Origin of the sequence: Actinopolyspora lacussalsi subsp. righensis (genome assembly GCF_900116555.1) — a bacterium.
In the GTDB taxonomy this organism is placed as follows: Bacteria; Actinomycetota; Actinomycetes; order Mycobacteriales; family Pseudonocardiaceae; genus Actinopolyspora; species Actinopolyspora lacussalsi.
In genome coordinates this window covers 641,479-662,756 of record NZ_FPAT01000001.1, presented here as the reverse complement: position 1 = coordinate 662,756, position 21,278 = coordinate 641,479, and the positions used below count along the sequence as shown (strand labels likewise).

Below are 21,278 nucleotides of genomic sequence, written 5' to 3'. Positions count from 1 at the left end.
GGTGAAGCTGGCAAGGATCAAATCAGATATCAGCGGTAATCAGCTAGTAATAGGACATCATAACAGATGGTTCCCGCTCGGCGACTTCACAGGCTATGAGAACGTCACTCGTCTCAGCGATGTCGTAGCCGATCAGCAGCTGCGTGAGCTGACGAAGCTCGTTGAGTCTCACGGGAGTGAGCTCGATACGATAGACCTCAGCCTGGAACAGGTCGCCACGATCGCCGACCGCGACGCTAATATTTGGGGAGCCGGACTCAACTACCAACGTCACTCCGATGACCTGGAATCCGAGCAGCCTGATTCGGGGCCGGGCTCTTACTTGAGGCCTGCCAGCTGTCTCATCGATAATGGCCAGTGTATCGAGTTGCCGAGCCAGTCCGGTCGAGTAACTGCAGAAGCAGAGCTGGGGCTGGTTATCGGCGCTGTATGCAAGAACGTAAAACGCGAAAGCTGGCGATCAGTGATCGCGGGTATCACGGCGGTCCTGGACATGACTGCCGAGGACGTCATACGCGAGAACCCGCGTTACATACCTTGGGCGAAAGGTTTTGATACATTCTGTAGTATAGGCCCTGTCTTGGTGACTCTAGATGAGTTCGACGAGAAAAGTCTCGACTCTCTCTGCATAGCCACCGTTCAGAACGGAGAGATCATCGCTTCAGCGACTCCTTCTGAGATGAAATATGATCTTAGTTATCTCGTTGAGTATTTCACTGCAGGTAGGACGCTTGAGCCGGGAACGGTGATTTGTACCGGAACACCAGGAGCTGCGGTAATCAATCCCGGAGACTCGATTAATTCAGTTGTCGAACAGGTCGGAACTCTCACGCATGTAGTGCGGTAACAAGATTGAATAAACACGATCAAGAAACTGAAGGTATCGATGTACTGTCTCGATAAAAAACAAGCGCTCGTGTTGTGTGGTACCAGAGGAATTGGGTTAGGTGTCGCGCGGTCGTTGGCGGGTTACGGCTGCGTCGTGACCATTTCTGGCAATGACCGAGCTCGTGCCAAGGAAGTCGCACAGAGCCTTCCTGGCTCCGATAATAGGTCTTTTGCTTGCGATTTCCGAAACTCTGCCGGCGTTGGTGATAAAGTCGCCGATACGGGACCATATGATATCGTCCTGCTCAACTCGCCGGGGTTCGATCCTGGCACGGTCGACGAACTTTCCAGCTTGCAGATCCAGCAAGCGATGGAACTCATGCTGTTCTCGATTCAGCGTACTGTCGAAGCAACTTTGCCGGCGATGAAAAAAAACCGCTGGGGTCGCTTCATCGGTATCACATCTAGTTCTTTGTCTGCTCCTGCCGACGGTCTTGCTGGTTCCACGATCGCAAGATCAGCGGTGCAATCGTATCTGAAACTACTGGCCAACAGTGTGAGTCAGTTTGGTGTGACAGTTAATCATGTGATTCCAGGAAAGGTCGATACTGATCGCCTACGTTCGATCGATATAGCTGCAGCCGAGAAATCCGGTAAAAATGTTGAATCGATAAAGAATAGAACCATAGAAGAGATACCTTTGAGGCGCTATGGGGATCCAGAAGACGTAGGAGAATTGGTTTCTTTTCTTGCGAGTGAGAAAGCGGAGTACATCACCGGCGCCGGAATTCGATGCGATGGAGGATATATGAAATCCATCTGACCAAGAGGTTGATAGCGCCATGTACAACCGCAGTGCTATTCATGTGGCGCTTTTTCTTCAAAGGAAGGCGAGAAAGTGAGAATTCGACAGATGTCGATCATGGAACTTATTGAAAATGCCGTGAAGAATTATCCAGACAACGATGCGATGGATACACCCGGAGGCGTCATTACTTATCGAGAGTTCGATGAGCAACTCCGGGAGTTCGTGCACCAGCTCGAGAAATGCACCTCGCCCGGCGAGTTCGTCGGAATCGAGGCCGATCGAAAATTCGGCGCGATTGTTGCGATGATAGGTGCGTTGAAAATCAGACGTCCGTTTGTCTTTATCGATACCCGTGATAGTGAATCGTCAAACGCAGAGAAAGTTGCATCTCTGGGTATTAAAGTGATTGCCCGACATCATGCTAGTGAAAACAGGGCGTATCTAACCGAAATTCCGGCGGGATGGCACCTAGCTGCGTCCCACCAGACGCTCGGACTCCCTTCTGTCGAGGACGAGATCGGCTACGCGATCCATACGTCAGGTTCCACCGGTGATCCCAAGTGCGTTCTGGTTCGCACGGACCCACTCACTTCAGTGATCCAATACCACATGGATCGCCTGTCCGTGGGGTCGCAATCCAGGACGCTGCAGTTTGCCCGCCTAACCTTCGACGGGTGTATCACCGAAATTCTCTGGACATTGACTGCAGGAGCGTGTCTCGTAGTGCTGGACGAGGCTCAGTTGGTCCCGGGGACCGTACTGCAGAACACGCTGGAAAAGTTTCGGATCACTCACCTCAAGACAACGCCCTTCGCGCTGACCGCGACAGAAACCAGCAGTGCGATGAGCCTCAGCCATGTGATCAACGGTGGTGGAGCATGCCGGCCCAGCGTGGTGCAGAAATGGTCCGAGGTGGCGAAGTTCCACAACGCTTACGGGACAACTGAGACTACAGTATGCAATTTCCTAAGCGGTGAACTGATGCCTGGCGAGTGCACTCGATCTGTACCACTCGGGGACATCGTGGGCGACTGCGACTACTATATCCAGGGATTGGCACCAGCGGACGAGCAATGTTCCTCGGAGGGAATTGCGAGTCGAGGTGAACTCGTCATTACAGGAGAGAGCGTCGCAGTCGGCTATTTCACCGCGCAAGGCGTGCAACGGTTTACCGATATAGAAGGACGTAAAATTTACCATACCGGCGATATCGTCGAACGTCGAGGAGGTCAGCTCTACTTCGTTGAGCGATTGGATCGGCAAGTGAAAGTGCGAGGCTATCGGCTCGACCCGGGTGAGATAGAGATCGCGGTGTGCGAGATAAGCTCTGTTATGGATACAGTGGTGACTGTCGAGTCTCACGAGGGCGATAAAAATTTCGAGCCAGATGCTTTGGTGTGTTACTATCAAGGTAACGTGGAACCTCGCGCGGTGCGGCGCCATCTCGAGGATGTCCTTGCTTCGTACAAGATCCCCTCAGTCATCAAGCAGATTGACGCCTTTCCCTATACGTCAAACGGGAAGGTTGACCGCGATGCTCTTCAAACGATTCGCCTTGAAGTCGACTGTTTTGATGAAAAAATGTCATCTGCTCAACAGATTTTGCATCTTGCACGTCAGCTTACCGGAGTAGACGACGCTATGCTACACGACAATTTCTTCGACCTTGGTGGGGACTCGGCATCAGCAGTAATCTTGATTAACAAGATAAAAGAACTAGGTTGGGTGGATGCTGGGGTGCGAGACGTGCTTCGAGCTGAAAATCTGAAGGCCCTTGCCGACCAACTACAAGAACGGAGCGTATAGCTTAATGTGCGGCATTTGCGGGACCTTCGCTCCGGACGGTCGCTTGGACCGCACGGTCGCGGCGGCTATGAATTCCCGACTGCTCCACCGTGGACCTGACGAGACTTATTCTCTGGATACATCGACGCTGTCGATGAAACTTGGACGTCTCAGTATGACCGGGTTGGTGGACGGCTGGCAACCCGTAGAGGACCGTAGTGGTCGGTTCGTAGCCATGACCAACGGTGAGGTGTTCAACTTCGAGGATCTTCGCAGGAGGTTCGGGGACGTCCGATGGGCCAACGGTGTCGACGTAGCGGTCATCCCGGAACTCGTCGCGCGCCACGGACTCGAAGGTCTCGAGTTGATAGACGGACAGTTCGCAACTGTGATCCACGACCGTGCGGAGAACTCGCTGTATCTTGCCAGGGACCGCTTCGGAATCTGTCCGATGTACTACACGGTGCTGGATCACCGTGTTCACTTCTGTTCAGAGCTCAAGTCGTTGGTGCAGTGTGTTCCTCAAATGTGGCGATTGGATATCGGTGCAGTCGACCAATATCTGGCGTTGGGGAATATAGTCGCGCCGCGGACACTGGTCGAGGGAGTGCAAGCTGTCCCACCAGGATGTGTGGTCCGATTCAGTGAGAACAGTCAGGAAACCACTCGATATTGGCGATACGGGGAATTCGCTGCGGTGGAGGATGCTGTCGCGGGAGAGGACATACGAGACCGCTTACAGCAGTCTGTCCGTGACCGCCTGTGTGCGGATGTGGAGATCGGTTCTTACTTGAGTGGTGGGTTCGACTCCACCGCTCTTGCCATAGAAGCGGCTCGCGTCCTGGAGAAACCAGTCAAGACATTCTCAGCGGCGTTCGACAATGCTGCGTTGGATGAGGGGCCTTTTCAGCGTGAGGTGTCGGAAGCTGTCGGAAGTGAACACCGGCGGATCCAGTGCAACCCGGCTGATATCGCCTCGGATTTCGAGAAGATGGTGCGCTACTGCTGTTACCCGCAGCGCGAGACGTACAATGTCGCGGCGATGATGTTGTCGCGTGAGGTTCAGCAGACCGGGATCAAGGGGGTCGTTTCCGGAGAGGGTGCTGATGAGCTCTTCTTTGGCTATGATTCTTACGCGTTCGATAGTGCGCGCAAGAGGCCGCGGGAGGCCTGCGCTGAGAACGAGCAGGCATGGGGGAGAGCAGATTTTAGCTGGGAGGTAGACTGGAACAAGGTCGCGCTACGACGAGACCGCTGCCTTACTCCCACCGCTAGGGAAGCTATTTCAGGTAATGAGTTTTGGCGGAATCGACTAATTCCTTTCGCTGAGCACGAAACCAGGTCGCTGTCGCACATGCAGCTCCGTTCGATCGCTGACGTGTATGTCCAGCTGGCTGGTCATCTTCTCGGTGACCACGGCGACGCAATGCTCATGGCCAACTCAGTTGAAGGACGCTATCCGTTCCTAGCGAACTCTGTGGTTTCCCTGGCGCTGCAGGTCAGAGACAGTGATAAGGTGTCCGACTTTGAAGGAAAGGCCTGCTTGAAGGCAGCTTATGCAGATATTGTTCCTCAATCGGTTCTGCAACGTGCCAAGCAAGGATTCACAGCATACGAGTTGTCCACGGTCGTCGACGACTCTACCTGGAAAAGTTGGCGAGAACTCGTCGCTACCAGTGGCATCTTTTCGCTGGATTGTCTAGATGATCTGAATACAAACCGTACACCGGACAAGTGGGACCCTCGACTGAGTCTGATCAGTATCAGTATGGTGATGGACGAACTGGGGCTGAAGGTATGAATTATAACTGGAGCGACGTGATTCACGGTGACCGTTGGAAGTCCTCGGAAACACTGTGGATCGAGAACGGTACCGAGTACAGCTGGAAGCAGGTCGACGAACTGACCCAGTCGATCGAGGAAGTCATTGGCAGTCAGGATGAGGTCCGGGTCGTGCTGGTCCGATCTCCCTCGAAACTGGGATGTTTTGCGGGACAGTTGGCCTCCTGGCGAGCGGATTGTGTTGCAGTCGCAGACGATGGCGATCTCGGACAGAGCGAGCTCGAGCATGTTCGTCCAGACCTCATTGTGTCTGTTGACGGTGACCGACCGACCGAGGTTGAACGCGAAACGCATGCAGCGGAACGTTTCCCCACAAGCCGATTACCAGACGAAATTGTGGCCGTGAACTTCACTTCTGGAAGCACGGGTAGCCGGAAGGCTGTCGGAGTAACCAGGGGTAACCTGCAGGCGCTCTTTAGATGCCGTGATCTGGAAGTACCGACGAGCGGTAGACTGGTTTCCGGGAGCTTCGCGACGCCCACTTACGACGGCTGGTGGTTCGATACGTGGAAAGCAGTGGCAGCGGAAGGTGCCGTCGTCTGCATGCCGAACGTGAACGAGGACGTCTTCGACTGGCCAGAACTGTCGAAAAAGTATGGTATCGATCGTATGCTGTTACCCGCTGCCGTGCTCGCTACGGTTGTCGAGTCTCTGCCTGGATGCATCTCGGATGTTCCTTGGTTGTACAGCGGCGGTGAGCGATTCCGAGTGTCAACCTATCAGCAGGCTCGTCGTGCCAAACTGACGAATCAGTTCATTAACCTCTACGGCCCCGCCGAAGCCACGTTCGCCACGCACAAGTACGAGTTGTCCGACGAAATTACTACCGGTCCGGTTCCGATCGGCAAGCCGTTGGAAGGATGCAAGCAGAGACTGGTAGACCCTGGAGATCGTGCGGATGGCTGTCACGAACTCCTTATCGACGGGCCGTTGGTCTGTCTTGGATACATCGAGCACGGCAGTCTCAGCACCCGATTCAGCGCGGACGACGGAGAAGCATCTTTTCGAACCGGCGATGTTGTACAAGTCGATAATGACGGAAGTCTCGTGTTCGCTGGCCGGTTGGACAGCCAGATCAAGGTGAATGGGATGCGTGTCAACTCGGCTGCCTTGGAGCGCGATGTGGTGGTTCTTCCGGAGGTTTCCGACTGCCGGGTCGTCCAAAACGAGAAGCACACCTTCGCTTTCGTGCGAGTTGACCAAGAGCAGCTAGTTGATTTCTCTGCCCGAGCGCGGATCGAATCTGTTGTCAAACAGTACTCTAATGCCGTCAAGGTAGAGCTGGTGGATCACTTTCCGGTCAAAGCTAGTGGAAAGATTGACACAACTGCTCTGATGATCGCGCGTTTCGCCAAAAATGAGGAGCAGGAATAGTGGTTGAGATTACAGCCGAAAAAATAATAGAGTGTGTTCAGGAGTTCTCGGAAACAGAAATCGCAGAAGATACTGACATCTTCTCTGCGGGGGTCGACTCTTTGGCGATCTTGCGGTGTCGAGCACGTCTAAAAGAGCGGACAGGTGTAAAGGTTCCTGGTCATGTCTTCTTTGGAGGGCGGACCCCGGCAGGTATAGTCGATCTGATCGGAGAAGAAAATGCTGATCGTTGAGAATAGTCCACTTTACTCGGCGGAGTTTTTCGCAAACGACGATCCATGGACGTACCTGGCGGATCTCCGTGAGAACCATCCTGTCTCGATCCATCGTCGATCTGACGGCTATGAGTTCTACGCGCTGACACGTTACGAAGACGTGTACTCGGCTTACGTCGACTACGCCAGATTGAGTTCCTCGTACGGGACCATGATTGATGGTTCGTACCGGCCAGAGAAGGACTCGGCTTCTGGACGGATGCTGATTGTGGCGGACCCTCCTGCGCACAGCGCTATTAAGAAGCCGATCAAGTCGGCCGGGTTTAACCGGGCGATGCTCATGAAGATCGGTGACATCGTCCGTAAGAACATTCGTAGTGTACTGGCTGATCTTTCAGTCGGTGATCAGCTTGACTTCAGTCAGGTGGTCGCCCCGGAGTTGCCGAGGGGGGTACTGGAGGCACTTTTCGGGATTGGTACGGACGATGCGTTGAGGCTTTTGGAAGCGACGAGGACGATGATCGGCTACCGCGACGAGGTGTATGCTGGCAATTCTCCGCTTGACTCGCTGGTGGATTCGCAACTTGACGTTCTCGACTTTATGAGCGAGCTAATAGATCAACGTATCAGGATGGAATCGTCCGACGACATGATCGGTTTCCTCGCTCAGTGTGTCGCGACAGGGGAGATGCCGCGCGATGTCGCTCTTCTTAACGGGTTGAATGTCGCGGTCGGTGGAAACGAGACCACGCCCCACACGGCCAGTCTGACCGTCGACACCATCAACAATGAATGGGCAGAGTGGCGAAAGCTTGTCGACGGTAAGGTTTCTTGTGAAGTTGCTACACAGGAATTCTTGAGGTGGACTTCAACTAATAGTTATGTACAGCGTCTGGCGGTGGATGATTTTACAGTCGGCGAGCATGTCATTCCTGCTGGGAGTTTCGTGACTCTGTGGAACATGTCAGCGAACCGTGATGCTTCAGCATTCGAGCGGCCCTCATCATTCTTGATCGATCGACCCAATAATAAACAAATCGCGTTCGGTGCTGGTATCCACCGTTGTATTGGTGCTCCTGTAGCGACACTGGAGATTCAAACGTTCATTGAAGAATTGGCCTCTTGGGATAAGGCGTTCGTGGTGGTCGAGCCACCGCAGCGGCTCCGTTCCAATTTTATGCTCGGGTTGACAGAGCTGCAGGTCGAGGTGACCAAAGCAGAGGACCTGAAATCGTGACTGAATTTGGGGAAGTCGAAAGCTTGATAGTATCCTTCCCGGCCGCTGGTGCTGGCAGCACCACGTTCCAGTGGCTGGAAAGCTGTGCTGCTCGGCGCGGTGCGGTATACGTCAGCATGCCGAATGCGGATTCAGTTGACGCTCTCGTATCACGATACTGGTATGAAAGGACTCTCGACGAAATTCAGCAAGTCGTGGATCGAACACGCCCAGAGCATGTAGTCCTGGTTGGGCACAGTATGGGGGGACTGTCGGCGCTTTGTCTGTCCGGTGACCTCGGTTCGCGGCTTGCTAGACCAATCGGGACGCTGTTAATAAACACACCGTGTCCCGACGCTGAAGGACGAATACCGACGATGTCTGAATGTTCAGATTCCGAAATCGGGGAAATACTCGCCGATGATGGATTTCCAGAAGATTTGATCAGTGACAAAGAAATGCTTTCTGAGGTATCTGCTAGTTTGCGATCGGACGCCATTGTCGCTGATTTTCTTGCTATGTCTGTGAGCGCAATCAGCGCTATTGGAGATCTACACGTCCTGGCGACGCGCGATGATAGGTTTATCGGGACGAGTCGGTGCGCCATGTGGAGAGACTGGACATCGCATGAATTTCACCTGATAGTGGAACATGGAGGTCATATGCTCAATGGGACGCCGTTTGCTACTCTGGAAAGAACTGTCGGTTCAGTAATTGCGTCTGTACGAGGAGTGTAGTGTGGACAAGCTACAAAAAACTATGGGTGGCACCGTAGGAACATTCGTAGCGTTGTCTACAATTCTGGGAAGTGGGATGATGATCCTTCCTGGAACGAGTTATAACCAGCTTGGTAAGTCAGCGTGGATACCCTGGGCTGCTGCTGCGGTTTCTGTTGTTCCATTGCTTTATTGCTATGCATGGCTCGGTCGGCGCTATCCATCGGCATCGGGTGTTGCTTATTATTCCGAAGTAGCTCTTGGGGGGACTACTGGGCGCACCTCAGGATTGCTCGCGACTTTTGCGCTGACCACCGGAATTCCGGCAACAGCCATAACGGGAGGCCGTTACGTAGCGGAGTTCTCTGGTATAAGCGCCTTGGCATGGGTGTTCCCAATTATGGTCCTGGTCGGTGCTACTGTGGCCGCGTCTGCTGGTGCGAACGTGTCGGGAAAGCTGCAGGTAGGTTTGATCCTCGGTTTGTTCGTTATGGTTGCTTGTACGGCAGTGATCGTACTGAGTGTTCACGGGATTGAACCACCGAATTCGAGCATGGAGCTCCTCTCATTGAGCAGCTTTGGAAGTGTGCTTACCGCTGTCTATGTAGCATTCACCGGTTGGGAGACGGTGTCTTTCACATTCGAGGAGCATAAACGTTCCGATCTTATTCCGCGTATTTTCGTATCCTCTTATGTGATCGTGGTTGTTCTGTACTCTCTTCTGCTGTTGAGCCTGTTCGCCGCCGCGGACTCCACGGACAGCACGCTGAACTCGGCACCACTTTTGATCATTGCAGAAAGATCGCTAGGTGATTTGGCACGTCCCGCGACTCTGTTGTTGGTGATCGCTTGTATTTCGGCGAATGTGTTCGCCTCGGTGCTGGCATTGTCTCGTTTGGTGTTTGGTCTTTCGCGTAGTGGCTACCTTCCAGCTTTGCTGAGCAAGGTGCGTGATCGGGATCTTAACCCAGTGACGTCGGTAGTGGTGGTCGGATCGATATTGGCAATAATCGCGCTTCTCGGATCCAGTGGCCTCTTTCGGTTCGAGCTGTTGTTCGTTCTGTCTGGCGGAATCTACTTCGTGCTGTACGGTGTTGGTGCTGCATCGTTCGCCAAGCTCGCACGTGGGAGCATGGCGCGAGTAGTCAGCTTGATGTGTGCTGTGACGGTTCTGCTGGTGACTATCCTTGCGGGTCCGTCTATGTGGTTTCCCTGGGTATTGTTCTTTCTGGTCTGGATAGGAATTAGCGTCCTTAATCGCTGGACGTCGAATATTGAGAAGAAAGATGTGCGTGTGTGAACTTTATGTTTTTTGGAGGAAACAGTGGGTGAGATTTCTGGCGATACTATTTTATTTCCAGGTGCAGGCTCGTTCGGTGGTGAGCTTCGACCAATAATTCGAGAGCTTGGACCAATGGCATGGCTCGTCAAGTACCCTGGCCGCTTCGGCAAGGACTTCGGTGCGGCCGCTGAGTCCTTCGAGGAGATCGTGCAATCATGTACCACACAGGCGAGCTGTCGAGCATCGGCGCGTTCAGTGCTGTTCGGACACAGTTTTGGTGCTTACGTTGCGTATGCGACTGCAGCGAAGATGGAAGAGCTTGGCATGGAGATCTCCGCGTTGGTGGTTGTCGGTGCCACAGCGCCCATGCGGCTCGAGGTGTCGGAAACAGTTTCGAGTACACCATCCGGAACGGCTGCGTATCTCGACAGTGTTGATCCCGCTATGTTAGCCGACCTGCCGTCAGATGAGTGGCGAGAGATCATTATCGATACCGCGATGCATGATCTGCGTCTGCTCAGGCAGTTCACTACCTTGCAGTGCAGACCGGTAAACTGCTCCATTTTGGCGATCCATGGGGACTCGGACCCGTTGACCTCGGATACCGGAGTCGGTGAGTGGGAACACGCTACCCACGGAGAGTTTTCCCGACACGTCTTCTCTAGTGGGCATTCCGACTTTCTTCGATCACCGGCCTATGCATCATGGTTCCGTGCAGTTCGGGCTGATCTCGGCTAGGCAGTTACCGATGGATTTTGCACTTGTTGGTTGGGTGTGTCATATGGGGAGTTGTCGGAGCAGGAATGGGACCTGTTGCAATCGTTATTGCCGCAGGTCACGCCGCTAAGAAGGTGGCCGCAGGCGCTCGGGCGGTCTCGAGGAGGATTGAACAGCAGGATTCACCTGCTCGGCGAGGGGCGTGGTCGTCCGCTGAGCCTGTTGGTGACTTCGGGCAAGCTGGTGATGCTCCGCAGTGTCTGCCGTTGCGGCCCCTCTCCGGTGCCGATGACCAGGTGATCGAAGCGGCCGAGCTTGACGAACTCACCGCATGCGGCAACGAGCGGCCCAGGAGAGCAACTGGTCGAGAGCGTGTTTGCCGTCGTTGCCGGAAACGGCGAAGACGTGGCGGAGTCCTTCTTTGAATAGGTAGGACTATGGAGGCGGGGTTCGGTCTTGGCGATCCAAGTCAGCTTGTGATGTTGCAGCTCGGTGAGGTTCTCCGGGTTTTTCCACAGTGCCCACCGTGCTCGTTTGAGGCTTTGCGCGGGTCCGGTCGAGGCACGGCGCCCGCGTCGATCTCGACCGGTCCCACCGGGCTGACGACGCAAGGCATTCCGGGTCTGGCGCCGCACTTGGTCCAGGGCTTCGGTGGCCCACTTGACCACGTGAAACGGATCGGCACAGCGCACCGCCTGCGGGCAGAACTGGGTGACCACGCGGGGGATCCACGCTGCGGCATCAGCGGACACATGAGTGATCTCCGCGCACCGCGCCGACCCGAGTAACTCGAAGAACCGCGCCAGGGTGGCTTCGTCGTTGCCGGGTGCGGCTCAGATGAGTCGTCCGGTGTCGTGATCGGCGACGAGGGTCAGGTACTTGTGGTTTTTCTTGTAGCTGATCTCATTCATCGATGCCGATCCTGCGCGGCCCAGTCAGCCGATCGAGTCCGGCATCGATGTCGGCCCTGCCCGGCGTCATACCGCGGACACTGCCGTCGGCACACCCCACACCGGTGCCGATCCCGCCTCCACACCGAGGCGACCAGTACCTGCTCGTCCTCGTCGAACTCGACCGCTTCCACGACCGCTGGTGTCACGCCCAGCAGCCGACCCCATACCCTGGCAGCGGGCACGTCGTTGCCTCATCTCTACGGTTCCTGTTCCTCAACAGCTGAAGAAACCTAGACATCGCAACGATGTGCCTTCTATCTGGGGACACCACTTACCCGCACATCAATACGAAGAGCTCAAAAACTGGGGCAGCCCGGAACAGATCCTCAACCCGTCTACGCCACCAACGAGTTCCTCGACCATCTCCTCGCCCTCGACGGGTGGTATTCCATGCCGCGGGGCCGGGCCCAGCAGGCAGTGCAGCACAGCGCCTACCCCGACCGCTACGTCCCGCAGGAACCACCCGCTCGGGCGCTGATGCGGCGGTTCTGGACAGGGCCGAACAACCCACCCCTCAGCACGACTCCCCTGACACCGGTAGCGACACCGGTGAGGCGCACCGGGCCGCGCTGGGCTGCGCCAACCGAGGTGGCTCCGACCTGCCGCTGGATCCGCAGAAGATCCCGGACGATTTCACCCTGCCCGACGATCCGCGCCGCCGCGCGGCCGTGAAATACGCACTGAGCAAACTCGGCGCGCCGTACGTGTGGGGTGCGAAAGGACCCAACGCGTACGACTGCTCCGGGCTCACCCAGGCCGCCTGGGCACATGCCGGTGTGGGCATCTCGGCAGGCACCACCAACCAGGTCCACGACGGACGCGCGGTCGGCTCCATCGCCCAACTGGCCCCAGGTGATCTCGTGTTCATCCCCGGCTCGCTCGGCTCTCCGGCCAACCCCCGACACGTGGGGCTGTACGCCGGGCACGGACTCATCGTCAACGCCTACGACACAGACACCGGCGTCATCCTCGAGAAACTCTCCGCCTGGAACGACGACATCGTCGCCATCCGCCGCGTCGCCGAACCCACTGCGCCACAAGGGAATCGGACATGAGCACACATCGTCGTCTGCCACCGGCCACCGATCGCGACCTCGCGCTGATGGGATTGCTGGTCGCGGTGCTCGGTGCGCTGCTGGCCCTGGCCGCCGCCTTGATGACCGGTGTTGCCGTGGCCACCACGCTGGGCGGCGGCCCCTGGGCTGTTCCTAGCTTCGACACGTGGGTCCACGGAACACTCGGCGTGCTCACCCACCCCACCGAGCCGACCGCCGGACTCGGTGCCCCGTGGGAAACGGCACTGACCGGTCAGGCCGACCTGTACTGGATTGTCACCGTGACAATACTCGCCACAGGAACTGCCGCGATAACCACAGGGATCGTGGTGGCTTGGCGCCGATTCGGACCCTCCACCCCGGGGCATGCCTCCCGGGAAGACATCCGCCGCGAACTCTCACCGGAGGCCGCCCGCCGAACCGCCCGCTGGACCCGCCCCGGACTCAGCCCCCGCGAGCGACGCCGCGCCCCGCTGGAGGAGCTGGCCGTCCCGCTGCACCGCGGGCCGAACCGCCAGCGTTTGTGCGTCCCACTGGAAAACCCCACCGGCGCGTTCGCCCCCACCCAGTCGGGCAAATCCCGCACCGACCTGGTGCACAAAGCCTTGTCCGCCCCGGGCGCACTGTTGTGCTCGACGACCAAACCGGACCTGGTCGAATTCGCCGCGCTGGCCCGCACCCGCCGCGAGCAGGCCGGGCCGGTGCTGGTGTTCGACACCACCGGCGAGGTGTCCTGGCCCGCGAGGGTGCGCTATTCCCCGATCACCGGCTGCACCGAGTTCACCGTCGCCCGCCGACGGGCCGAAACCCTCGTCGACGCCGTCGCCGTGGGACTGGAAAACATCGGTGGCAACGACAAGGTCTTCCGTGAACGCGCCAAAACCGTGGTGCAGAGCTATCTCATCGCCGCCGCCCACGACGGCCGCAGCGTGGGGGACCTGGTCACCTGGGCCATCACCAAACCGCCCGACCAGGAACCGGTCGAACTGCTGCGCCACTACGGATTCCCCGAACTGGCCGACAACCTACGAGCCGAGATCGGCATGGTCGCCGAAACCTCTGATGCGGTGTGGTTGAGCGTGCGCCGCGTCATCGAACCCTGGCTGGACCCGCAGCTGCGACACCTGTGCACCCCCGAACCGGGTCAGGAATTCGATGTCGGCAGCTTCATCGACAACCACGGCTCCCTGTTCCTCATCGCCGGCGAACACCAGGCCGCCCAGGTCCGCCCGATCCTGACCGCCCTGGTCGAAGACATCCTGACCACCGAACAAGACGTGGCCCTGTCCTACCCGCACCGGCGGTTGGACCCACCGGCCACCAACGTGCTCGACGAACTCTTCGACGCTACCCCGATCCCACGACTGCCCGAGATCCTGGCCGACTCCGCCGGACGCGGGGTCCGCATCGACTGGGCCGCCCAATCCCTGGCGCATCTGGAGATCCTCTACGAGGAAACCGGGCGGCGGCGACTACTCGACAACACCACCACACTCACCCTCTGGGGAGGAATCAAAGACCCCCAAACCCTGGAGTGGGCCTCCACCCTGACCGGCCACCACGAGCGACGGCGCTACCAGCAGCAGTCCGACGGCTTGCTGGCACCTCCCGCACCTCCATCGGCACCGAAACCGTGCCCACCTACCGCCCCGGCGCCGTGCGCACCCTCGACCGCGACCGCGTCTTGGTGTTCCACCGCCACCTCGACCCCATCCTCGCCCACACCCTCGATGTCACCCGGCGCCGCGACTGGACCCAGCTACGCGCCGACATCGAAACCATCCGTCGCGGGCAGCCGCCCGTCTCACCCGGTGGCTACCCCCTGCCCACCGCGCCACAACTCGGCAACACACCCACCGTGGCCGAGGAGGACGGAAAACCGTGACCGAGGACGAGGGCATCACTCCCGCCCGCTTTCGCCAGTCCGACACCGACCGCACACTGCGAGACCTGCAGGCCCAGGTCAACACCCTCCCCGATGTGGTCAGCAGCCTCTCCACATGCCTCAACGCCCTCGACAACCGGCTCGAAGCCCTCGAAAACACCGAGGACAACGACCCCGTCGAAGACCAGCCCGCCCCCCCTGGGTGCTGTACACCCCACCCGCAGCCGCCGAAGACAGCCAACACCGCGACGAGGAGAACAGTCCTGTATGGACTGTGGAGAACTTCGTGGCCTGGCACAACACAACCTACGTCGGCATCCCAGGCGGACCCTCCCGTCCGATACCACCCTGCTGGCGCCACCATCCAGGCCTGGCGCTGGAGATCGCCACGCTGGCCTACACCTGGCGCCGCGCCAACATCGGCGCCACCGCCAACGTCCGCGACGCCCAGTACTGGCACCACCAATGGCGGCCCGGATTCGCCGCGCGACTGACCGACTGGGTCCATCCCCACTGCCTGGACGGCCGCCACCGCGACAGCGGAGCGCCAGCCCGCACCGACCGGTTCTCGACGCGACGGACACGGACACGATCCCGACCGGGGACAACGAGGCCCAGCAGTACAACGTCTAACTCGTCGAAAGGCAACCGTCATGCACCTCTGCGAATGGATGTCGACCTCGACCCCATTGCCCCGCCGAGCGTCACGCTCGGCGGCCACCTTGGGCACGGCGACCGTGGCCGCGGCCGCTGGATGGGCCGCTACCGCCTACCGCCTACGAATGCGCACCCGCCAGCTCGCACGTGCCCACCGCGACCCGGTCACCGGACTGCTGACGCGGACAGGATTCGAAGCAGCCGCCGTCAGAACACTGACCAAGGCCAATGCTGTCGGACTGCTCGACCTCGACGGATTCAAACCCATCAACGACACCCACGGCCACCGTGTACTGCGCACCGTCGCCAGGCGTTTGGACGCCGAACTCGGCACTGCGGCGGTTACCGGACGGCTCGGCGGGGACGAGCTGGCCTTCGTTGCCCGACTGTCCGACCTCGATCAGCTGGATCGACTGCTGAGCGCGCTGACCGCGCCGATCACGCTGCCCGACCTCGGCAGGCCGCTGCACGTCGGCGTCTCACTGGGCATCACCACGGTGACCACTCCAGCCCCGGACCTGAACGAGGCTCTGGACGGTGCCGATCTCGCCATGTACGAGGCGAAAACCCACCGCGTCGGATGGCGTGTGCATTCCCCACAGACGGTGCCCGAGTTCCAGAAAGCCGTTCTGCGCCCGCCGCCGTGTGAAGGTGAGCCCTCCGGTCTCATGCCCACCGATACGGCACGGCGATGACTCGTATGACCAGCATTTCCTCCTCGACATCAGGATGGGAACAGCACGCCGCGTGCGCGGGAACTCCGATCGAACTCTGGTACGGCCCCGATGATCGCCCCGAATCCGGCCACGAGGCCTACTGGCGACGTCGACACGCGAAAAACATCTGCGCCCGATGTCCGGTGCGCACCGAATGCCTGGCCGATGAACTCATCCAGTCCCGCGCCGACCAGCACGGCATCCGCGGCGGTACGACACCCCGAACGGGAACGACTACTCGCAACATGGCGGAAGGCAGGACTCGTCCCTCTCGACAAACCTGCCAGCTCCGAGACCGTGCGAACCCTGCTCGCCCAGGGAGAAATTACCACTTCAGCCTCGTAGTCAATACAATCCAGAATTATCCTAACATGTCCGACACGAGGTTCCCCGCACTTTGTCGCGCGGGGAACCGTTCTCGTTCAGGCGCTCCCTGCGCCGTTGCCCACAGGGGCGAGGCTCATGAGACCGCACCCGTAGGCTTTGGCCGGGCCGATGCCGTCGCTGATCGTTTGTACCAGCTGGTCTGGGTCGGTCACGACGAGGCGCCCGTCGAATCGGACCGGGGCAATCGTGATCTTGTTATGACGTGGGGATTGCATGCCTTCGGGCGTGTCCTTTTGGCGTCCGCTGAGATCCGGGAGCGGTGTGGCGGTGACATCCGGCTCGCCCGTGGAAGCAGCTGGCAGTACGAATCCGCGTTGTTCTGCTTGCCGTACGAGCCACGAAGTCTGCTCGCCCGGCCGGTGTAACGGGACACGACGATTGTGTCTGCGGTTCCCGTCGTTGCGGTGGTCGTTTTGCGGTTTCAATCGCCGCGTCGGGTTTGCCACGATGCGGAATCGGAACGCTGTCCCGGCGCGAATGGCTTGCAACACGGGCTGCAGACACCGTACCTTCCCACGTTCGGAGAGGTAGTTCTCGGGCAGCCTGTCCCAATTCGGCTGGATTCGGCTCTGCACGTACAGCACGTACCCCTGGGTCGTGCGGTCCAAGCGCCACAGCACGCCGTGTTCGCTACGGGCCGCGGACTGGTCGGTGCTCGGGAAAGCATCCATCACGGTCCGGTGCATATCGTGCACGTTCGCTATGTCGCGGCGAAACTTCCTGGAAACGACATTGACGGGAAGCTTACTCAGAAACATGGGAAGCTCCATCGGCTGATTCCGGAGGCACGGGAACCTCACCGGTGCGGACGGCACGCGTGGCGTATCGCCGATCATCTCTGTCGAACGAGAGGGGGTGATCGTGACGTGGTTCCGCCGCCGGATCGGTGACCTCTGTGTCGACCACAGTTCGCAGGTGTTCGTCGGAACCGGCTGCTTCCTGCCGCGCCCCACGCCGCGTTTCCAGCCACGGATGGCTGCGCAGCACGTCCGGCAGTGAGTGGCTGAAGAGCCCCGTCCCCCGGTTGGCTTGCTCCTCGGGAGCGGCCACGAGCGGGCTGGCCGGTACGAATGCTTTACGGCCGAAGAACAGCGGCCAGTGCGGTCTACGAACAGCCTGCTCGAGTTCCGTGAGCAGCGCCGGATCTCCCTCCAGCACGACGAGGAACAGCGCGTCGGCGAGGTAGTACCGGTTGCTGATCACCGTGCGGTGTCCCTTGCCGTCGGTGTTGGGAACGTTCTGCGCGGTGTGGAAGTCGCGCTCCACCAGTCCTTCCCGGTCCGCGCGCACTCCCATGCGCAGGCTTGCGAGTTCAGCGATGGCGGTTTCTTCGTGGCGCGCGTTCCCCCGCGCGGCAGCCAGGAGGCCGACGATGCCCGATTTGGTGGGTTCTCGTTCGGTGTCGCGGATGATGAATTCGGACCGGATTCCCCAGGACTGCATGGGGGCGTCGATCCGCAGTGCGAGCGTCCTTGTCGTCATAACCGTCATGTCGTCGCTGCGGTGAGGGTCCGCTCGGCGAGTTCCTCCACGGAGGCGGCCTGATCAGCGGAGTCCAGGGTCGACAGTTCGCAGGAGAGCGCGGCGCCGGTGACGCGGCGGATCTCCTCGTCCCCGTAGAAGCGGCGGAGTTTGGCGAAGTGCTCGAGCATTGCCTTGGTCGAGTCCGCCATCAGCTCGGTGCCTTGAACGGGCTTGAGGAACGCGTTGGCGAGGTTCCAACTCCCGTGGTCGCGCACCACGGTCAGCAGGGTTTCCGGCATGGTGTGCGCGGCCATCGAGTTCTGTTTACCGCCGGGGCGGGCGGCGATGAACGAGTGGAGCCAGGCGCGCGCTGCTCGCGTGGTGAGTTCGGTGTCGTCGCCGAGATTCTTCGTGAGTTGTTCGGTGTCGAGGTTGGCGTAGCGGTAGTAGCAGGCGGCGTTGAAGTCGACCGTGCCGATCATGTCCGCCCCGGTCTCTTCCTCTGGCTTGAGATCGTCGACAGCGGTGTAGAAGTCGAATTCGGTGGCCACGGCGTGTGTGGAAATCGCGTGCGCGACCTGGCTGGCCGCGTCGACGTTGAAGTCCTTGTTGTCGGCGACCATCCGGCCGAACAGCGCGACGTCGGCGACCCGTTCGGCGTTGAGGATGCGCCGACCTTCCGCGAGGTCGGACTGCGTCGGTTTTACCTTGTCGGTTTTGCCCGAACCCGTCCTGCCGGCAGCGGCCTTGGACAACGTGTCCCAGTTGCGCTGGCAGTAGTCGGCCAGTTCTTGCCGAGCACCTTGACCGACGAACAGCAGGTACTCGGTCAGGTCCTTCTGATCGACCTCGAAGCCGAGCTTGCGGATACCTTCACGGACGATCGTCTGGGTTTCTGCGCTGGGTTCTTCGGCATCGTCGATGATCTTCCCGGCACCCTCGACGAGCCGTTTGGTGCGCAGACCGGTTTCCTGCTTGTCCAGGCCGTAGCGCTGGAACAAACCTCGTGCGGAGCGCTTCATCGACTGGCTGGAGACACGTCCGCGGACCGCGCCACCGAACGTCACGGATTTAGGTTGTCCGATGTCGTCCCGGTTGAGGTTGCTCGTCGGGAACGACTGCAACAGGTGCAGTTCAAGAATCACGCTGTATTTCCTTTCGCCGAAGAGTTACCGGTTCGGGCGTGAACGGTGCGGTAGTAATCTCGCACCCAACGCAGCCGCAGTTTGTGCGTGTCCACTTTCGGGTTGGTGAGCACGCAGAGATCGCGCAGCAGTCTCAGGTAGTCGATTCCGACATCGTGCGACCGCAGTAACTGCACGGCTTGTCGCAAGTAGTGCGGGAGCCGAGCCTGGTCGACTGTGGCGAGTTGCCGCAACCGCGCCTCAGTGGCCCCCACACCGTGCAGCTGCCCCAGGGAGCTGCCGAGCGAACGGCTGCCGCTCGCTTCCTTCATCGGGTGGAGCGCGAAAAGCCCTGCGGTCAGCAACCACGCTTGTTCCTGAGCCTCCGGCGGATCGTACTGCAGCACGAGGTCGTACGCGGCTGGCGCGGGGTAGGGCCTGCCAACGCCTCGGCGCAGCTCCGCCAAGCGCTTTCTGGCCTGATGGACCAGGTGATTCTCCGCAGCGGACAGGTTCGCGGCCTCTCGTAGCAGCTCGGTGATGAACCGCTCCTGTCGTTCCTGGAGTTCCTGATCAGTCATCCTCCTCCTTCTCTGGATCGTGGTACCGCGCGGTGTTCGCGTCGAACGTTCGGCAGAGCCAGTCGAGAAGGCCTTCGAAGTCGTTCAAAGGCTTCGCCAGTGCCTGGAGCTGGCGTGCTCCGCGTCGTGGTAGGTCCTCAGCCCACTGCTCGGCGGCGTTTTTTCCCGTCCTCCGGACGCACTCCTGCCACCGCCCTGCGGCATCCAGCAGTTCCTGTTGCTGGGTACCGGCATCATCGTTGTTCAACGCCCGACCCAAGTTCCGGAGGAAATCACCGAACGGCTCGGACAACCGAGGCCAGTACCACTGCGCCAGCAATTGGCGCTTAGCCGGTGTCTCTCCGGACAGTGCCGCGGCGAAATCGCGTTCCAATCTCTTGAGCGCGTCGCCGACGTCGTCGGCCAATCCGACCGACAGGCCCAGCAGATCCCCCACGGCCTCGTGACGGAGATCAACGCGCAGCAGCGCCACGGGGGCGGGAAGCGTCTCCTGCTGCCAAGCATGAACCGCCCCGCCCTGGGGATTGAGCTGTTGTCCGAACACGCGCAGCGTGTACACCGCATCGGCGGCGATGTTGTCCGAAGCGGCCATCTCTGCCACGTGTTCGATGGTGCGGGGGCGCTCGCGGTGCGCGTTTTCCCAGTCGCCGACGAGCAGTTCACGTGCGTGGCGCCAGACGCCGCGCAGCTCCTCGAGTACGACGGGCTGTGCCTGGCCGGTTTTGACGACCTTGCCGCGCTGTCGCTTGGTCTTGTACCGGAAGGCGGACATCAGTTCGGAGTCCGTCAGCTCTGTACGCAGCCTGGTGCCCGGCGTGATGATCACACCGTCCACACGCACCTCTTGGTCGGTGTGCGCGGGGTGCAGCAGCACGCGGCGCGACGGCCACGTGAGCGTGTCCGTCCAGCCGTTCGGGGCGCGTCCTTGTTTGTCCGGTTCCGGTCCCGGCGGATGCTTGTACTCCCACACCGGGCAGTCCGCAGCGGAAGTCGGATGCGGGTAACCCGCACGAGGATGGTAGATCGGCATGTTCAACAGGAGGGTCTCGTGCAGGGTGGAGCCCTCGAGCAGGGCCGTGGCGAACCGGTTGGCGAGACCGGCTTCGGAGGACTTGTCCGCGCGGTACGGGGTTTTCAGCCCGCCGACATCGAACGCCTGCAGCGTCACCAGCCACCGTGCCGCCTGAGCCGGGGACAGGGTTACGCGGTCAGCGGTGGTCGTATGGTCGAACAGCGTCGCGTTGTTGCCCGTCGCCCTGTGCGGTAATAGCTGGGTGACGTTTCCCCAAGCCTTCTCGCTCAGCGCCGGAGTTTGCAGGAACGGACGCGTCGTGTGGAACAGGTCGAACCGGTCGGAGACGGAGGCCAGGTAATCCTCGAAGGCCTGTTCGTCCTCCGAGTGCTCGTGCAGCGACGACCCCGTCCACAGTCGCTTCCACACCGAGGCGTTCTCCGGGCCGTAGCAGCGATGGGCGACAGCGAGGAGCATCCGGTGCAACGCCGCGGTCACCACCGGCGTCTCCCCATCCAGCCAGCGCAGCTCGTGCGCCCGGGTGAGTACATCCCGGATGCTGACCTCGATGTGCGTGCCATCGAGCGTGACCACCGGCAGCCACGGTTCGGTAAGCAGATCGAACTTCACAGGTCGTTCCTTAAGGAGTCGACAGGACTCA

At 59.6% G+C, this 21,278-nt stretch carries 18 protein-coding genes and 4 pseudogenes; 16 read left to right on the top strand and 6 right to left on the bottom strand.

Features of this window, described 5'->3' with window-relative positions:
- Position 1: 1 nt before the first annotated feature.
- From BM394_RS02770 to BM394_RS23195, 11 genes and pseudogenes are all read left to right on the top strand, one after another.
- Entirely contained in the window at positions 2-847 is an 846-nt protein-coding gene (locus tag BM394_RS02770; protein WP_092973353.1) for a fumarylacetoacetate hydrolase family protein, read from the top strand.
- A gap of 39 nt (positions 848-886) precedes the next feature.
- A complete protein-coding gene (locus BM394_RS02765) occupies positions 887-1,651 on the top strand; it encodes an SDR family oxidoreductase (RefSeq protein WP_092973351.1) in 765 nt (254 codons plus the stop codon).
- A 90-nt stretch (positions 1,652-1,741) separates the two neighbouring features.
- On the top strand, positions 1,742-3,442 hold the full coding sequence (locus BM394_RS02760; RefSeq protein WP_092973349.1) for a non-ribosomal peptide synthetase: 1,701 nt from the start codon (positions 1,742-1,744) through the stop codon (positions 3,440-3,442).
- Positions 3,443-3,446: 4 nt separating this feature from the next.
- Positions 3,447-5,222: an asparagine synthase (glutamine-hydrolyzing) gene (asnB, locus tag BM394_RS02755; RefSeq protein WP_092973347.1), complete on the top strand. Its 1,776-nt coding sequence runs from the start codon at positions 3,447-3,449 to the stop codon at positions 5,220-5,222.
- Entirely contained in the window at positions 5,219-6,637 is a 1,419-nt protein-coding gene (locus tag BM394_RS02750; RefSeq protein WP_092973345.1) for an AMP-binding protein, read from the top strand. Before asnB ends, BM394_RS02750 begins: the two co-directional genes overlap by 4 nt.
- Positions 6,637-6,870, top strand: a complete 234-nt coding sequence (locus BM394_RS02745; RefSeq protein ID WP_175529925.1) for an acyl carrier protein — start codon at positions 6,637-6,639, stop codon at positions 6,868-6,870. Before BM394_RS02750 ends, BM394_RS02745 begins: the two co-directional genes overlap by 1 nt.
- Positions 6,857-8,089 carry a cytochrome P450 gene (locus BM394_RS02740; RefSeq protein ID WP_092973341.1) on the top strand — a complete coding sequence of 411 codons (1,233 nt, stop codon included), beginning with the start codon at positions 6,857-6,859 and terminating at the stop codon, positions 8,087-8,089. The genes BM394_RS02745 and BM394_RS02740 overlap by 14 nt, the downstream gene beginning before the upstream one ends.
- Entirely contained in the window at positions 8,086-8,805 is a 720-nt protein-coding gene (locus BM394_RS23875; RefSeq protein ID WP_175529924.1) for a thioesterase II family protein, read from the top strand. The genes BM394_RS02740 and BM394_RS23875 overlap by 4 nt, the downstream gene beginning before the upstream one ends.
- A 1-nt stretch (position 8,806) precedes the next feature.
- Positions 8,807-10,084 carry an APC family permease gene (locus BM394_RS02730; RefSeq protein ID WP_217643309.1) on the top strand — a complete coding sequence of 426 codons (1,278 nt, stop codon included), beginning with the start codon at positions 8,807-8,809 and terminating at the stop codon, positions 10,082-10,084.
- 24 nt (positions 10,085-10,108) lie between these two features.
- The gene (locus BM394_RS02725) at positions 10,109-10,804 is read left to right on the top strand and encodes a thioesterase II family protein (RefSeq protein WP_175529923.1); all 696 of its coding nucleotides are present in this window, start codon (positions 10,109-10,111) and stop codon (positions 10,802-10,804) included.
- A 123-nt stretch (positions 10,805-10,927) separates the two neighbouring features.
- Positions 10,928-11,052: pseudogene (locus BM394_RS23195) on the top strand (IS5/IS1182 family transposase); the annotation flags it as partial.
- A 61-nt stretch (positions 11,053-11,113) separates the two neighbouring features.
- Here BM394_RS23195 and BM394_RS23190 read toward each other — a convergent pair.
- Positions 11,114-11,918: pseudogene (locus tag BM394_RS23190) on the bottom strand (ISL3 family transposase); the annotation flags it as partial.
- Between the two features lie 198 nt (positions 11,919-12,116).
- Between BM394_RS23190 and BM394_RS02715 the strand changes: the two are divergent.
- The 5 genes and pseudogenes from BM394_RS02715 to BM394_RS23630 all read left to right on the top strand — a co-directional run.
- Positions 12,117-12,791, top strand: coding sequence for a C40 family peptidase (locus BM394_RS02715; RefSeq protein WP_217643308.1), 675 nt, complete (start codon positions 12,117-12,119; stop codon positions 12,789-12,791).
- A pseudogene (locus tag BM394_RS02710) lies at positions 12,788-14,320 on the top strand (type IV secretory system conjugative DNA transfer family protein); the annotation flags it as partial. The gene BM394_RS02715 and the pseudogene BM394_RS02710, both read left to right, overlap by 4 nt.
- Positions 14,321-14,424: 104 nt before the next feature.
- A complete protein-coding gene (locus tag BM394_RS22960) occupies positions 14,425-14,676 on the top strand; it encodes a hypothetical protein (protein ID WP_217643307.1) in 252 nt (83 codons plus the stop codon).
- Between the two features lie 722 nt (positions 14,677-15,398).
- The gene (locus BM394_RS02705) at positions 15,399-16,028 is read left to right on the top strand and encodes a GGDEF domain-containing protein (protein WP_217643306.1); all 630 of its coding nucleotides are present in this window, start codon (positions 15,399-15,401) and stop codon (positions 16,026-16,028) included.
- Positions 16,025-16,261: pseudogene (locus BM394_RS23630) on the top strand (WhiB family transcriptional regulator); the annotation flags it as partial. The gene BM394_RS02705 and the pseudogene BM394_RS23630, both read left to right, overlap by 4 nt.
- A 210-nt stretch (positions 16,262-16,471) precedes the next feature.
- On the opposite strand, the gene cas6e reads toward BM394_RS23630, so the two are convergent.
- The 5 genes from cas6e to casA are packed head-to-tail and all read right to left on the bottom strand — an operon-like array spanning position 16,472 to position 21,247.
- Positions 16,472-17,194, bottom strand: a complete 723-nt coding sequence (gene cas6e, locus BM394_RS02695; RefSeq protein ID WP_092973706.1) for a type I-E CRISPR-associated protein Cas6/Cse3/CasE — start codon at positions 17,192-17,194, stop codon at positions 16,472-16,474.
- Positions 17,181-17,918: a type I-E CRISPR-associated protein Cas5/CasD gene (cas5e, locus tag BM394_RS02690; protein ID WP_092973329.1), complete on the bottom strand. Its 738-nt coding sequence runs from the start codon at positions 17,916-17,918 to the stop codon at positions 17,181-17,183. Before cas5e ends, cas6e begins: the two co-directional genes overlap by 14 nt.
- A gap of 5 nt (positions 17,919-17,923) precedes the next feature.
- Positions 17,924-19,045 carry a type I-E CRISPR-associated protein Cas7/Cse4/CasC gene (cas7e, locus tag BM394_RS02685; RefSeq protein ID WP_092973327.1) on the bottom strand — a complete coding sequence of 374 codons (1,122 nt, stop codon included), beginning with the start codon at positions 19,043-19,045 and terminating at the stop codon, positions 17,924-17,926.
- The gene (casB, locus tag BM394_RS02680; protein WP_092973325.1) at positions 19,042-19,605 is read right to left on the bottom strand and encodes a type I-E CRISPR-associated protein Cse2/CasB; all 564 of its coding nucleotides are present in this window, start codon (positions 19,603-19,605) and stop codon (positions 19,042-19,044) included. Before casB ends, cas7e begins: the two co-directional genes overlap by 4 nt.
- Positions 19,598-21,247, bottom strand: coding sequence for a type I-E CRISPR-associated protein Cse1/CasA (casA, locus tag BM394_RS02675; protein ID WP_175529921.1), 1,650 nt, complete (start codon positions 21,245-21,247; stop codon positions 19,598-19,600). The genes casB and casA overlap by 8 nt, the downstream gene beginning before the upstream one ends.
- Positions 21,248-21,278 lie beyond the last annotated feature (31 nt).